Annotated in this window: 12 protein-coding genes and 1 pseudogene; 3 read left to right on the top strand and 10 right to left on the bottom strand. The window is 64.3% G+C overall.

Features of this window, described 5'->3' with window-relative positions; genetic code table 11:
* Positions 1 to 94 precede the first annotated feature (94 nt).
* The 4 genes and pseudogenes from P5W98_RS20660 to P5W98_RS20645 all read right to left on the bottom strand — a co-directional run bounded on the left by P5W98_RS20660 (position 95) and on the right by P5W98_RS20645 (position 5,911).
* On the bottom strand, positions 95 to 217 hold the full coding sequence (locus P5W98_RS20660; RefSeq protein WP_421026226.1) for a hypothetical protein: 123 nt from the start codon (positions 215 to 217) through the stop codon (positions 95 to 97).
* Positions 218 to 234: 17 nt separating this feature from the next.
* On the bottom strand, positions 235 to 1,707 hold the full coding sequence (locus tag P5W98_RS20655; protein WP_421026227.1) for a virulence factor: 1,473 nt from the start codon (positions 1,705 to 1,707) through the stop codon (positions 235 to 237).
* Positions 1,704 to 3,777: pseudogene (locus P5W98_RS20650) on the bottom strand (T6SS effector phospholipase Tle3 domain-containing protein). The gene P5W98_RS20655 and the pseudogene P5W98_RS20650 overlap by 4 nt, the downstream one beginning before the upstream one ends.
* Before the next feature lie 592 nt (positions 3,778 to 4,369).
* The gene (locus P5W98_RS20645) at positions 4,370 to 5,911 is read right to left on the bottom strand and encodes a PLP-dependent aminotransferase family protein (RefSeq protein ID WP_421026228.1); all 1,542 of its coding nucleotides are present in this window, start codon (positions 5,909 to 5,911) and stop codon (positions 4,370 to 4,372) included.
* A gap of 100 nt (positions 5,912 to 6,011) precedes the next feature.
* On the opposite strand from P5W98_RS20645, the gene P5W98_RS20640 reads away from it, so the two are divergent.
* Positions 6,012 to 6,473, top strand: coding sequence for a GNAT family N-acetyltransferase (locus P5W98_RS20640; RefSeq protein WP_421026229.1), 462 nt, complete (start codon positions 6,012 to 6,014; stop codon positions 6,471 to 6,473).
* A gap of 30 nt (positions 6,474 to 6,503) precedes the next feature.
* Here P5W98_RS20640 and P5W98_RS20635 read toward each other — a convergent pair whose 3' ends face one another.
* The 3 genes from P5W98_RS20635 to P5W98_RS20625 all read right to left on the bottom strand — a co-directional run bounded on the left by P5W98_RS20635 (position 6,504) and on the right by P5W98_RS20625 (position 9,000).
* On the bottom strand, positions 6,504 to 7,085 hold the full coding sequence (locus P5W98_RS20635; protein ID WP_421026230.1) for a DUF3501 family protein: 582 nt from the start codon (positions 7,083 to 7,085) through the stop codon (positions 6,504 to 6,506).
* A gap of 12 nt (positions 7,086 to 7,097) precedes the next feature.
* Positions 7,098 to 8,447 (bottom strand): heterodisulfide reductase-related iron-sulfur binding cluster, encoded by a 1,350-nt coding sequence (locus P5W98_RS20630; RefSeq protein ID WP_421026231.1) that lies wholly within the window; start codon positions 8,445 to 8,447, stop codon positions 7,098 to 7,100.
* Positions 8,448 to 8,577: 130 nt separating this feature from the next.
* A complete protein-coding gene (locus P5W98_RS20625) occupies positions 8,578 to 9,000 on the bottom strand; it encodes a rubrerythrin family protein (RefSeq protein WP_421026232.1) in 423 nt (140 codons plus the stop codon).
* A gap of 340 nt (positions 9,001 to 9,340) precedes the next feature.
* On the opposite strand from P5W98_RS20625, the gene P5W98_RS20620 reads away from it, so the two are divergent.
* Together P5W98_RS20620 and P5W98_RS20615 are read left to right on the top strand one after the other, a co-directional pair.
* The gene (locus P5W98_RS20620) at positions 9,341 to 9,700 is read left to right on the top strand and encodes a DUF3564 domain-containing protein (protein WP_421026233.1); all 360 of its coding nucleotides are present in this window, start codon (positions 9,341 to 9,343) and stop codon (positions 9,698 to 9,700) included.
* Between the two features lie 244 nt (positions 9,701 to 9,944).
* Complete coding sequence (locus tag P5W98_RS20615; RefSeq protein WP_421026234.1) at positions 9,945 to 10,751, top strand: DNA/RNA non-specific endonuclease; 807 nt, start codon at positions 9,945 to 9,947, stop codon at positions 10,749 to 10,751.
* A gap of 35 nt (positions 10,752 to 10,786) precedes the next feature.
* Here the strand turns inward: P5W98_RS20615 and P5W98_RS20610 are convergent, their stop codons facing one another.
* From P5W98_RS20610 to P5W98_RS20600, 3 genes are all read right to left on the bottom strand, one after another.
* Positions 10,787 to 11,386: a BPSL1445 family SYLF domain-containing lipoprotein gene (locus P5W98_RS20610; protein WP_421026235.1), complete on the bottom strand. Its 600-nt coding sequence runs from the start codon at positions 11,384 to 11,386 to the stop codon at positions 10,787 to 10,789.
* Between the two features lie 21 nt (positions 11,387 to 11,407).
* Complete coding sequence (locus tag P5W98_RS20605; protein ID WP_421026236.1) at positions 11,408 to 12,334, bottom strand: peptidoglycan DD-metalloendopeptidase family protein; 927 nt, start codon at positions 12,332 to 12,334, stop codon at positions 11,408 to 11,410.
* A 238-nt stretch (positions 12,335 to 12,572) separates the two neighbouring features.
* Complete coding sequence (locus P5W98_RS20600; RefSeq protein WP_421023385.1) at positions 12,573 to 13,898, bottom strand: IS110 family transposase; 1,326 nt, start codon at positions 13,896 to 13,898, stop codon at positions 12,573 to 12,575.
* Between the last annotated feature and the right edge of the window lie 81 nt (positions 13,899 to 13,979).

The following is a 13,979-nucleotide window of genomic DNA, read 5'->3' as shown; positions in this document are numbered from 1 at the left end:
ATCCGAGTTCACCCTCGACGAGCGCGAAATATCAGGCGGCTGCGCGCGCTCGATCCCGGCGAACTTCTTCCGCCCTAAAAAGCCACCTCCGTCATCAGTTGCGGCCAGAGTGCAGCAGACTGGAAATCCATATCGCGCCGCACGTGGTCTTGTGGCCGCCGGCTTCGAAGTGGCCGCTGTGGCTGGTCGCGTCTCTCACGCGAATGATGCCTCTCATGATTCGTGTCTCCTGGTTCACCACGACCAGCCCTGCTGGCCATACTTCGTGTCGTAGCGGCGGCCCCACCACGGCAGATAGGCGTTGTTCTCGCCGCGTGCGCGGAACCAGTCCGCGTCGGGGTCGATCGGCACGATCTGGGGCGGCGGCGTCACGACCACTGCAACGGGATGCCCCGCGTCTGTGGTGCCAGCCACGAGTACAGTTTCGCCCAAGTGGTTCGCGCGGCTGATTGCCAGCGCCACATCGGTGAGCGCGGTGCCCGCGCCCATTTCGCCGAGCAACGCCGGCGTGTTGAAGGTCTGTTTTTGGAAATCGAACTCCAGCATCGTTTCGGTCAGAGTGCGACCGAGCGGGCCGATGCGTGACGAGGAGGCATCGCTGCCCTTGCCCGCATCGTGGATCGTGTAGCGGATATCGGGTACCGATACGTTCGCGTTGTGAGCGGCTGTGGCGATGGTTGCTTTCCATGCCTCGACCGCGCGCGTCGTGCCGACCTTCTTTTCGAAATCCTGAACGTTTCCGGTGGCTGCGCGGCCGATCCAGGCCAGCGGCGCGCGTTCGGTCTTCATCTGCGGGCCCGCGAGGAACAGCAGCACCATGTTTTCGTTGATCTGGGCGTCTTTCGGCGGAAAGCTTGGCGCGTCCCAGTTCATCACCCAGACGCTTTTGTCGGGGTTCGCCTCGAGGTAGTCCAGCGCGTTGTTCAATGAGGTGAAGCCGGCGTTGGCGCCGCCGGGGGTTACGCGCACGTCGGGGGGCGTGTCGCGGCTCCAGAGGCTGGGGAAGGATTTGTTCCCGATGTTGAACATGCCGATGACGCTTTTGCGCAAGTAAGTCTGCGCTTCGACGGGATCCAGGCGATCGGGAATGGCGAACTCGACGTGAATTCCCGCCAGTTCCCGCCAGTCCTTCCTGTTGTCGGGTTTGACCGTGTAGAAGTACTTCGCGTGCATCACGTAGCGGGTGCCAAACTTCCCAAGCAACTCGTCCACATATTTGTGGTAGTAGCCTTTGAAAGTTTCCGTGCCGCGATTGCCGTAGGCAACTCCGGCTACCGACTGCAGCGTGGTGAATGACTTCGGATCGGTCCGCACCATGTCGTCGTTCCTGTTCGCCCCGACCAGCTTCAGTGCCCACAGCAACTGCCACTCGGTCGGATAGTCGCGACGCTGCAGCGGATTCAGCCATTCGATCCCCATGACCTGCGCCATTAAGGGTTTCGCGGAAGCCGCCGGCGCCGCATCAGCGCTGGGCGTGGCCGCCCGGGCGGGCATAGGCATCATGGCGGACGTCGCGAAGGCAAACGTCGTAAAGGCCATCAAGATGGGGATTGCAACCAGTCGTTTCATCCATTCTCCTGTAGTCAATGCTGAGGCCGGCGGGTTGCCGGATTCGATACTCCATACGAACATGATGACGGCACCCAGAATCATCACCAGCGCGGCGAGAACCAGCCGGCGCTGCCACGTCGAAATCAGCGCGCTCATACCTGGGCTCCGAGATTCAGATAGAACTGGCCCTCGCGTTCGTCGATGATCTTCTCCGGCATACGCCCCTCTTCGTCATTCGCGAGCCATTGAGTCAGCGAGTCACCACCCATAACGCCTTTGTAGAAATACTCCCAGTACTTCTTGTTTGGATTGGCATCATCCATCCCCTTCCCAAACCGCCAGTCCGCTTCGCGTCGCAAGTCGGTCATCTGCTCGGGCGACAGGTAGCACAACCCGACTGCCATGTCATATGCAAGCGCCTTCCTCGCATGCATCGGGTTCGTCATGATGGTCGAGTGGTTGGTCGGGTTGTTGTTCCGGCTGTCGTCCAGGATTTGCGTGACCTGCTCGTTGCGCCACTCCGCGTAGCCCTCGGGCAAGGCGCTCTTGCCGTCCTCGCCGATCACGTTGCCGTCGCCGTCGATCCACGCTGAATTGCGATCGGCGCGCACGCGCATGCGCAGGATCGCGTGGTCCTCGTAGCGCTGCGACGCCTCGCTGCTGACGTTGCCAGCCGCCTTCTGATCGGCCTGCACGGTCTTGTAGTTGTCGTAGGGATCGTCAGCGTTCCTGTCCAGCTTGTTCGCATTGCGGGCCGCTGCGGGCGGATCGTTATCCTCGTTGAAATTGCTTTGGGCGTCGCCATCGCTGACGTGGACCGGCTTGCCGTACCGAAGCGCCCGTGGCGCAAACGTCTCGTCGAGCGGCGGCGCATCGGCCGTGACCATCCAGCCCTTCGGCGGATCGGCGTTGACCGGCAGCAGGTTGAAGGCCGACGTCGCCAGCGTCACGATGTAAAGCAGTGGCGCGGTTGCGGTGGTGGCGAGCTTCGCCACGTAGTTCTCGTTGGCGCTCCATGCGCGTTTGATGCCATATTTCGCCGTCGGTGAAGCCGGGAACCAGAACCCCGACGTCTTCGCGCCGGTGTGGCGCCAGTCGTTTTCCCAGTAGTGATACTCGGCGTGCTTGCCTACTTCGAAGCCGCTTGCGAATACGCGCTGGGTCAACACCCCCTGTGCGCCGATATCAGCCAGTTCGTCATTGGGCATGGCCTTGTGCGGGTCGATATCCTTGTTGTATTTGTTGCTCACGCGCCCCAGTCCGCGCCAGCCGTTGCCCTGAACCGTGGAGGCCGAAATCACCTGGTCATGCGGGCAGCAATACAGCGTGACCCGGCCATAGGTGTAGCCATTCAGTCCGTGGGCAGCGCGGTCGGCGGCGGCCGTGTACGGTTTGCCGCCCGACTCCGACGTGCGCGTGTTGGCCATGTCCTCATCGACCTTGTCGGGCGGCATTTCGAAGGCGGTGCGCGCACGCATGATGTCGAGGAAGGCCCGCAGCGTTCCGGTGCGCGCCTCGTAGGTCTGCCGGCCGTTGCGTTTCTGGGCGTCGCGCATTTCACGTTGCGACCAGCTTTCGAGACCTGTGCCGGTGTTCGCGACGCTTACTGTGGCAGACGATCGTGATCGGCACATTGGCCTGCATCTTCCGGATCGACTGCACGAGCCGCGCGAGCCGCAGCGCCGCGAGCACGCCGTAGGTGCGCGGCGGGGTGCGGTATATGGCGCGCGGCGTCGGATTCATGGCCTGCACGGAAAGAAACCCGAAAATGCGGTCGTCGAGGCCCTCGCTCCACAGGTCAGGCAGGCTGGAACAGCCGTTGACGAACGGGCCACCGCCCCAGTAGTCCTGCTCGTTCAGGAAGATCTTGTCGCCATACTCTTTCAGTTCTTCCGGGTTGGCCTTGTAGCCCCAACGGAAATGAATGACAGGCGAGAACGATGGGTCGGGTTTGATGTAGGTTTTAGCCCACAGTTTGGGATTGAGAAAACCTTCCGGCGTCAGGCTTTCGGTATACGCGACGGGTGAGAGCTGACCGCCGACGACACCCTTGTGCTTCATCTGGTCGTCCAGCCGGGCGAGCCGGCGGTTCAACCCCTCACACAGCCACTGCTCGGCGCCTTCGAACCACTCGCCCTCGGAGTTCACGCCATGCACGAAGATGACGACGCCGTGCAGCGGCTGTTGCTTCACGCAGATCAGTTCGCTCGTGAGATCGAAGACCAGCGGGCCTTACCCCGAGCCAACGATAATGCGCGGCGGCAAGCTTTGCGCGGATAAGTTCGATGCTGAAGCCGTACCGGATTGCGCGGCATCTGGCGATGGGGTGTCGGGATTCAGGAGTGGGTCGGTCATATTGAAACGATTTTCTTTATGATATGCACTACCAAGTGATTGAAATTAATTCGTGAAATGCAGTAGTGAAGAATCAATCAATCCAGACGGCGCGCTTGCACGACGCAGGATTTAAAACAGGATTATTCAGGCGGACAATCGCGAAATGTCATGGAGCAATTTCGCTATCAAGCAGGATTGAAATTGAGTTATAAAATGAAATTCTGATATTCAAAGTCTCATCTAAAAATACTGCATCATTAGACACTAACTGTTATTGACATGGCGCACGACCCACACGGCATCCGATGATGAAATCCAGCACGCATTCAAGTCGTATCGGCAGATCAGGCATCGCCATGCAGAACGGTGCGGCAATGTCAGCCTGAAAAACCTGCAGGTGCTAAATGCAATCCTTTACGTTGCCGATCTCCGCTGCAGATGATGCGGACTATCCAGGCGATTCGCGCCGATACCACACGACTCACGCTCGATGAGATCGAATAGCGTGAACACGCATCCAGGGCATCACCGTTGAAAGCATCTCCTCCAACACCCCCGCCAGCGCCGCCATGAGCGCGTCCGATGCCTCGGGCGTGGCCTCCGCATAGCCGAGCAGGAAGCCGTTATAGCGGACCGCGTCGCGCCCCTCCTCGCCATCGAGGCAAAACGCGCTGAGCGGCGAAAGCGCGAGACCATGCGCACGCGCCGCCTCGCTCACGGCCACGTCGGCGAGCGGCGCATCCAGGCGCACGCTCAGGTGCATGCCGCCCGCATCGGCGGACACCGTCATGAGGCCCGCGAGATGTTTTTCGATTGCGGCCACAAGGCCGTCGCGGCGCGTCTCGTAGAGCTTGCGCATGCGGCGCAGATGCCGCGCGTAGCGGCCGCTTTCGATGAAGTCCGCAAGCGCCGCCTGCTCGGCCACGCGGCCCTGGCGCATGAGCGTGCGATGCGCCGCCGCGACCTGCGCCACGACCTGGCGCGGCACGATCATGAAGCCGAGGCGCAGCGCCGGAAAAAGCGTCTTGCTGAAGGTGCCCAGGTAGATCACGGGCGTGTCGTCCGCGAGGCCCTGAATCGACGGCAGCGGCGGGCCATCGTGGCGCAGCTCGCTGTCGTAGTCGTCTTCGATGATCCACGCTCCACACGCGCGCGCCTGCTCGATCAGCGCGAGACGCCGTTCGAGGCTCAACACACAGCCGAGCGGATATTGATGCGAGGGCGTGAGATACACGAGACGCGGCGGCGCGGCGCGCCAGTCCTCGTCGCGCGCGGCCATGCCCGCGGCGTCCACCGGCACCGGCACAAGTGTGAGCCCGGCCGCCACCATCGCCACGCGCGCGCCCAGATAGCCCGGATTTTCGATCCACACGCGCTCGCCTTCGTCGGCGAACAAACGCGCGCACAGCGCGAGGCTCGTTTGCGTGCCGTCCGTGATGAACACCTGCTCGGGCTGGCAGCGCACGCCGCGCGACACGCGCACGTATTGCGCGATGGCATGGCGCAGCACCGGCAGGCCCGCGCTGTCGCCGTAGCCCAGTTCGCCCGGGTCCACCTCGCGCATCGCGCGCTCGACGCTCGTGCGCCACTGCGCAAGCGGAAACGCGTCGAGCGCGGGCGTGCCGGGCCGCAACGCCGTCACGCCGTCGCCAGATGCCCGGCGCGGCGGCAACTCGCGCACGCGGCGCGACAGCAGCGGCGCGGCGGCGGCGTCGTGCGGCGGCACACGCGTGGCAGACGGCGCAATGCCGGGCTTCACGCCGTTGACGATGGAGCCATGGCGCGTGGCCGTGATGAAGCCTTCCTCCACCAGCCGCTCATATGCATAGAGCACCGAGTTGCGGGCGATGCCCAGCTCCTCGGCCAGCGTGCGGCTGGAAGCGAGGCGCGTGCCGCACACGATGTCGCCGTCGAGAATCGCGCGGCGCAAGCTCTCGTAGAGCAGGTCTTGTTGCGTGAGGCGTCGTGAAGCGCTCGCGCGCGCACGGCGCTCGTAAGCGGCCATCATCAGCGCGTAGTCCAATCTCGTGGCTCCATGTTTTGTGGCTTGAGTGGGACTAACAATGGTGCCACAAATCGCATACGCTGATGCTGCGGCCCCCCCCACCCCAAGGAGAACGAATTTGAGTCCGACGATCCACGTACGCGAAGTCACGCCCGCCGACTACGACGCATGGCGCCCGCTCTGGGACGGCTATAACCACTTCTATGGCCGCTCAGGCCCGACCGCGCTGCCCGAGGCGATCACGCAGACCACCTGGACGCGCTTCTTCGACGGCTACGAGCCCATCCACGCGTTCATCGCGCTGCAAGGCGAACGCGTGGTGGGTCTCGTACACTTCATCTACCACCGCAACACCACGCTCGATGGCCCGATCTGCTATTTGCAGGATCTGTTCACGCGCGAGGACGCACGCGGCAAGGGCGTGGGACGCGCGCTGATCGAAGCGGTGTATGCGCACGCGAAGGCCTCGAACTCGGCGCGCGTCTACTGGCACACGCACGAGACGAATCACACGGCCATGCGCCTTTACGACGGCGTGGCCGACAAGCCGGGCTTCGTCATGTACCGCAAGAACGTGTGAGGCGCATGAAGCGCGAAGGGCTTCGAAGCCTCAATCGAGATCCTTCAGGAGCGCGTCGCGCACGTCGCAGTCGATGATCTGGTCGGGCACGCGATAGTTCGGATGATCGCAGCCGATCATGAGCGCCGCGCCGTCGCGCAGGCGCTTCTTCATTTGCGGCGTGAATTCGAAGCGTACGAAGTGCACCGCCGAGGTCTTCTCGGCATTGTCGCGCTCGAGGTCTTCGTCGGCGATGGCGTAGACGGGCGACTCGCCCTCCACCTGCAGAAAAACGCGATCTTCAATGCCGATAAGCCGCGCCAGCGCCGCGCGTCGTTCGATCTCGTTCTCGTACTCGATCTGCATCGTGGCCTTGAGGTTGCTGCCGTCTGGCACCAGCGGCAGATAGGCATCGAGCTCGCCCTGAATGCCGTCTTCCTCGAAGATCTTTTCAATGTGCAGCATCTCCTGGATCTGGTAGCGGATCGTCGCTTCGTCTTCGAAGAGAAAGGTCAGGTGATTGCCCAGCGCCACGGCGCGGCGCTTCTTGTGCTCGATGATGCGGTTGCGCATCTCGCTGCGCTGCTTCGCATAGGCTTCGAGCGAGAGCAGCGAATTTCTTGCGATCGTCATCAGGTTTCCTCATCAAATTCCATAGGCACGGCGCAGCAGCGTGAGCGGATGCGCGAGCGGCGGGCCGCCCTGGGCGTTGCCGAGCTTGTTCTCGTCGATGCCCTGCGCGATGTGATGCCCCGCGAGCTGGCAATCCGAGGAGATGAAATCGGGCTCGCCCTGCGCCATCTGCTTGAACACGGGCGTGCCGATCTTCATCGCCATCGCGTGAAATTCCCTCTTCACGCCAAATGTGCCCGCATGGCCCGAGCAGCGCTCGACCACGTTGACTTTGGTTTCGGGCACGAGCGAGAGCAGGTCGGAGGTCTTGCGGCCGATGTTTTGCACGCGCGCGTGGCAAGGCACGTGATACGAGACGTTGCCGAGCGGCGTGCGGAAATCGGTTTTCAGCAAGCCGTCGCGGTTGCGCGCCACGAAGTACTCGAACGGGTCCCAGAACGCTTCGCTCACGGCGCGCGTGTCGGCGTCGTCGGGGAACATCAGCGGCAGTTCGTGCTTGTACATCAGCACGCAGCTCGGCACCGCGCCCAGCAGCGCATAGCCTTCGCGCGCGTACTGCGCGAGCACCGGCATGTTTTCGGCCTGCTTCTTCGCCACGCCTTCGAGGTTGCCCTGTTCGAGCAGCGGCATCCCGCAGCACGCCTCGCTCTTCACCAGCACGTAGGGGATGGCGTTGTGATCGAGCACCGCCAGCAGGTCGTGGCCGATGCCCGGCTCGTTGAAGTTCACGTAGCAGGTCGCGTAGATCGCGACCTTTCCCGGCGTGCGCTCGCCGTCGCGCACCTCGCTCGCCGTGGCCTTGCTTGCTGCGCTGCGGAACTTGCGCGCGGCAAACGACGGCAGCCACGCGTGGCGGTCCACGCCCAGCGCGTCTTCCATCACCGCGCGCATCGCCTTCGTGCCGTTGACCGCGTTGACGGTTTGCGTGACCACCGGAATGCCCGCGAGATGGCCGAGCGCGTCGGTGTTCGAGAGCACGCGGTCGCGCAGCTGCACCTCGCCGTTGCGGTAATGAATCGCCTTCGCGCGCAGCATCAGATGCGGGAAATCCACGTTCCACGGATGCGGCGGCACATACGGACACTTCGTCATGTAGCAGAGGTCGCACAGATAGCACTGATCGACCACTTTCGAAAACTGCGTCTTGTCGACGTCTTCGGCTTCGCCGGTGTCGGTTTCGTCGACGAGATCGAACAGCGCCGGGAACGCGCCGCAGAGCGAAACGCAGCGCCTGCAACCCGCGCAGATATCGAACACGCGCGCGAGCTCGGTGTCGAGCTGCGCCTGGTCGTAGAACGCGTCGGATCGCCAGTCGAGCGGGTGGCGGGTCGGCGCTTCGAGACTGCCTTCCTTGTGGGGCATGACGTCTCCAGTTCTAGTTGTTTCTTTTGGTTATCAGGGTGCGTTCGCGCGGGCGCACGAGAAACGCACGAGATGCAGCGCGCGCGGGCGAGCCTCGCGCGCGCAATGGCGCCTTGCCCTGACCGCGGCCCTAGTCGGCCAGCGCTTCCAGCGCCTTCGTATAGCGGTTCGCGTGGCTGCGCTCCGCCTTGGCGAGCGTCTCGAACCAGTTGGCGATTTCGTCGAAGCCTTCGTCGCGCGCGACCTTGGCCATGCCGGGGTACATATCGGTGTATTCGTGCGTTTCGCCCGCGATCGCCGACTGCAGATTCAGACGCGAACTGCCGAACGGCAGGCCGGTCGCCGGATCGCCTACGGCTTCCAGATACTCGAGGTGGCCGTGCGCGTGGCCGGTTTCGCCTTCGGCGGTCGAGCGGAACAGCGCGGCAACGTCGTTCTGGCCTTCCACATCGGCCTTGGCCGCGAAATAGAGGTAGCGGCGATTCGCCTGCGATTCGCCCGCGAAGGCGTCCTTGAGGTTTTGTTCCGTCTTCGAGCCTTTGAGCTGTGCCATCTATGCCTCCTTCAATCTTCCGGATTCGGGGGGACGCGGCGCTGCGCATCTTCGTGCGGTGCAGCAGGGCATGAGCGCGGTCTACGCCGCTCTATCAATCTAGGAAATGTCGTTTGTGTTCCCAATTGTGATTTTCAATCCCGCCGATAGCCGGACGGCCTTTGGCCCGGCGACGCCTTGCCGCACACGCTGGACACCCTTATGCGGCGGGCCTGTGCGACCGATCTATCCCAATATTTGAATAAACGCCTTGAACACCGAATCTTCCGACCTAGACTTAGGTTTCGGCCAGATTCGCGCGCCCGCCCGCGCGCCCTTTCGAAGCCATTTCGGAGCTCACATGCGATTGACTATTTTGATCAACGGTCCGGACCCGACTGTGAACCACGACTTTGCCGTGCTCTGGCTCGACACCGACCAGCAACGCTGGTCGCGCGAGTCGCACGAAGGCATCGACCTTCCCGCATGGGGAGAGATGCGCGATGCAGACGGTGTGACGGCGCTATGCGCGCCGCTCGACGATTCCCCGCTCTGCACCCTGCGCGGCCTGCATGTAAACCGCCGCCAGGAGATCAGTTCAGCCCACGGCGACGCCACGTGGTCATGCGAAACCTCGCACGCGCACATGGAAGGCCAATGGCGACTGCAGGCCGTGGACCGCCAGATGGTCCACGCCGAAAACGCCCTGTTCGCGGACTGATGCATCGCGCGTAGCCCGCGCGTTTCACCCTTCCTGTTCCCCTGTCTTGCGGCGTCGCCTTTCTGGCGGCGCCGCATTGTTTTGCTGCGCGCGCACCTGAGCTCGAGTTGGCCGCGCCCAGTCTCGCCCGCTATACTCTCACGCCCTTACAGGTCCTTTCACGAGCGCGACGGCGCGCGCACGATGCGCGCACGGCTCACGCGTTCGCGGGCCATCCCCGACTCGCTGATTTCCCGATTTGCCGATGAAGAAGCTGTTTGCCTGCCTGAGCGCGGCTCTGACCCTGGCCCTCCCTGGCCATGCGTTCGCTGCGCCTGCCGTACCCGCGACGTCCGCCTGCGCCCAATTCGTTCCCGGCGGCCAGTTCCCCACGCTCAGCAATCCGCGCATGGCGCCGAAAACGCGCATGCTCTGCTACTCCGATTACGTGGTGCTGCACTCGGGCGTCACCCATGGACCGCTCTGGTCGGCGGAGCACCTCACGCGCGATCATCTCGAAGCCGCGAAGGACATGACGCGCACGAACCGCTTCTTCGAAGACGAGCGCCTGCCCGCCGGCGAAGGCGCGACGCTCGCCGACTACAAGCGCAGCGGCTTCGACCGCGGCCACATGAGCCCCGCCGGCAACCGCTGGAACCCCCAGGCGATGGCTGAATCGTTCTCGCTCGCGAACATCGTGCCGCAGAACCGCGAGAACAATCAGCGGCTGTGGTCGCATATCGAAACGGCGGTGCGCAAGCTCGCGACGAAATACGGCGATGCTTATGTCGTGACCGGTCCGCTCTTCGCCGGCGCGCAGTTGCAGACGATCGGCGCGTCTCGCGTGCTGGTGCCCACGCAGATCTTCAAGGTGGTTTACGTGCCCTCGCAGCAGCTGGCGTTCGCCATCGTCGCGAACAACGCGAGCGACGATCGCTATGAGGTGCGTTCGGTGCGCGATCTCGAAGCGCAAAGCGGCATTGCATTCCCGGGCATTCCCGCAAACGTCGCCGCGCAGACGAAGGTGTCGTTCAACGGCGGCACATTTGCCGTGCGCAAATGGGGCTGGTAAGAACCGCGTGACGGAAGCCGGCGCAGCGCGCGCCGTTATAGATCCAGCCGCGAAACCTTGGTGCCTTCGAGCGAAGCGCCCGCCATCAGGCCGGCATTGGTCAGCACAAAAGCCTCGATCGGATTGACGGCGGTGGTCGTGTCGATCTGCCCGTTCACGCCCATCTTCACGAGCGCGACGGTGGCGTCCGCGCCCGCCTTCCAGCCGCTGCTGCGCTTGAAGCGCTCCAATGCGCCCCGGGTCATGAACGCATAGAAAACGGCGCGCGACTGCGCGCCGACCTGAAAGCCGAACGAGCCCGCCGTGGTGCTGAAGTAGCCGATGGAGCGGCCGTCGGCGCGCAATGCGCCTCGCCCGTATTCGCCGCCCACGCCAAAGGCCGCGCCCACCACCTCGGGAAACACCAGCACCGCGCTAGCCTTGCCCACCAGCTCGCGCGAGCCCTTCACCGTGCCATAGAGACGCGCCAGCGCGGCATCGACATTCGTATCGATCTCGCGGCGCAAGCGGGCGTTCTTTTCTGCCGCATCTGCGGCATTGCCGGGCCCAGTCGTCGTGCATGCGCCCAGCACCGTGAGCGATGCCAGCGACGCAGCGGCCCGCCCACCCGCCGCAATGAATTGCCTTCTGTTCATTTGCTTCGCACTCTCGTTGAACTACGGTTGCTTGCGCGGCAGTTGCGCAACCGGATCGACCGGTTTGCCGTTCTCGCGCATTTCGAACAGCAGCGCGCCCACCCCCACCGCGTCCGCACCGCTGGTGGCGATCTGCTGGCCCAGCTTCACGGTGTCGCCCTGCTTCACGAGCAGCCTGCCGTTGCGGCCATACGCGGTGATCAGGTGCGCGTCGTGCTTGACGATGACGAGCTTGCCGTAGCCCTTGATGCCGCTGCCGGCGTACATCACGCGCCCCGCCGCGGCCGCTTTCACGGGCGCGCCCGGCGCACACGCGATGACGATGCCCCGCTGCTTGCCAGGCGCGAACGGCGTGACGACGCTCCCGTTCACCGGCCAGGCAAGGCGCGCATTGGCACGTGCATTGGAACGCGCCTCGGCGCGCCCATCGGCACGCCCAGCGGCGGCGGGCTGCGCTGGCGCAGCCAGGGCCGAAGGCGCGGCGGCCGGCGGCGATGCGCTGGCCGCCAGCCCCTTCGCAGGCGCTGGAGCGGACGCGGGTGTGGGTGCCGCGACAGCGGATTTCGCGGGCGGCGCGACGCGCAGCAGTTGCCCTACCTTCACGGTGCCCGAGGCGGGCAGCGTGTTCCAGGCGGCGATATCGGCGGCGCGTTGCTTGTGGGCGGCGGCAATGCGGCTGAGCGTGTCGCCGGCCTTGACGCGATAAAACTCGGCGGCGGCGCTCGACGGCGGCACCTCGGCCACGACAGCCGGAGCCGGTGTTTCGATCGGCGTCGCGCTCGTGGCGGACGAAGACGCGGCGGCCTCGCTGGCGGCAGCCGGCGCGTCGTCGGCCACGGGCGCGGACGCATGCCACGGCGTGACCGTGCAGGCGCCGAGCATTGCAGCGGACGCGGCGACGATGGCCACGGCCACGGCAATTCCGGCACCCTCGTATAAAGTTCTCATGACGCGCTCCTTGTTCGACCGGCAGGAATGTCTGCGCCGCGCGGCGCAGGAGCGTCATGATCAAGGGTTTGTCGCGAAGCGCAGCGGATTCGCGCGCCAGTTCTGATTCACGTCAATTTGAACGGCGCGCGACGCGCCATCCACGACGCCCCGCCCGGAGACACGCCGGATTTTCGGGAAGATGTTTGATGGCGTAGCGGGCTGCTTCTCCTGAGAAACATTAAAAAGCCGAGGGTTTTCAGGCTCGTGGGGTCGGGGTGATCTCGAAGCCCAGTGCGGAGGCACGGCGCCTGAGCGCGGCGATGCTGCGTTCGCGCTGCTGGTCTTCGTAGCGCTGCTGCCCCTGGTCGACGAAGGCCTCGCCGCGTGTGAGCATGAAGTACACCATTCGGGCGAGCTTGTGGGCGACCGCCGTATTCGCGCGCGGCTTGTCCATGCGCGCGCAGAGGCGCCGGTAGAACGCACCGAGCGCCGAATCGTTGCGTGACAGGCCCATGACCGCAAGCTTCAGCGCCTGCCGTACCCGGTTAGTGGAGCGTCGAGTGCGCGCGCTCAATACCTTGCCGCCGCTGATCTTCGTGCCTGGACACAGCCCCAGCCACGAGCAGAAGTGCTTGACGCTGGCAAAGCGGCTCAGGTCGGGGCCGATCTCCGAGAGGATCGTCATCACGGTGGTGACCGACAGGCCGTTGATGCGGGTCAGGTCCACCCCCGCCCAACGCGCCAGTGCGGCGCGCGCATCAAAGTGCGGCGCATTCTTGCCGCTGCGCTTGCCCGGACCGTCGAGCGTGAGGTCGTGACGTCCGAGGGGTATCAACAGCGCCTCGATCTTCGCGTCGCATTCGAGAATGCGCTGCGCGAGGCTGTCGAACATCGCGAGCGCCTGGCCGAGCACGAACACGTGTTCGTCGCGCCAGTTGCCCGTCAGCGCCCGCTCGATCTCGGCCGCACTGGCCCTGACGCGGCCGTGACGGTGTCTGGCCAGTACCTTCGGGTCGCGCTCGCCAGCGACGATTGCGCGCACGATCGCCTGTCCGGTTACACCCATCACGTCGCTGAGCACCTCGGCAAGCTGCAGGTTCATCTGCACGAGCGCCTTCTGCATGCGCTGCACCCAACTGCCCTGCTCGGTGAGCAACACCTCGCGCTGGCGTGCCACCGCGCGCACCACGCAGACGTCCGCGCCAGGGCGCCAGGCCGCGCGTAGCAGCCCCAGGCTCATGAGCTTTTGCAGCCATTGACAGTCCATGATGTCGCTCTTGCGACCTGGCACGTACTTCATCTGCCGCGCGTCAACGAGCCACACCGTCAGCCCGCGCTGCTCGAGCACTTCGTACACCGGGATCCAGTACACGCCCGTCGATTCCAGTGCCACCGTATCAACCTTGCACGCGAGCAGCCAGTCGGCCAGCGCGTGCAGGTCATCGGTCATCGCGCCGAATTCGCGCACCGGCTCTTCAGCTGCCGACCGGGGTACTGCCACCCAGTGGCTCGAGGCCCCCACATCGATGCCGGCGGCATTGGGAAATACTTCGGGATTGTCTTCGTGCTTGCGCATCGCCATGGCCGGCTCCACACTGGTTAGTGAGCGACAGCGCCATGGGATGCGTCGCAATTGACTCGATCTCCTGAACGGGATGCAGCT

This window comes from Paraburkholderia sp. A1BS-2L (assembly GCF_051125205.1).
Taxonomy (GTDB): domain Bacteria; phylum Pseudomonadota; class Gammaproteobacteria; order Burkholderiales; family Burkholderiaceae; genus Paraburkholderia.
The sequence above is the reverse complement of the archived record's forward strand: the minus strand, read 5'-3'. Positions and strand labels throughout refer to the sequence as shown.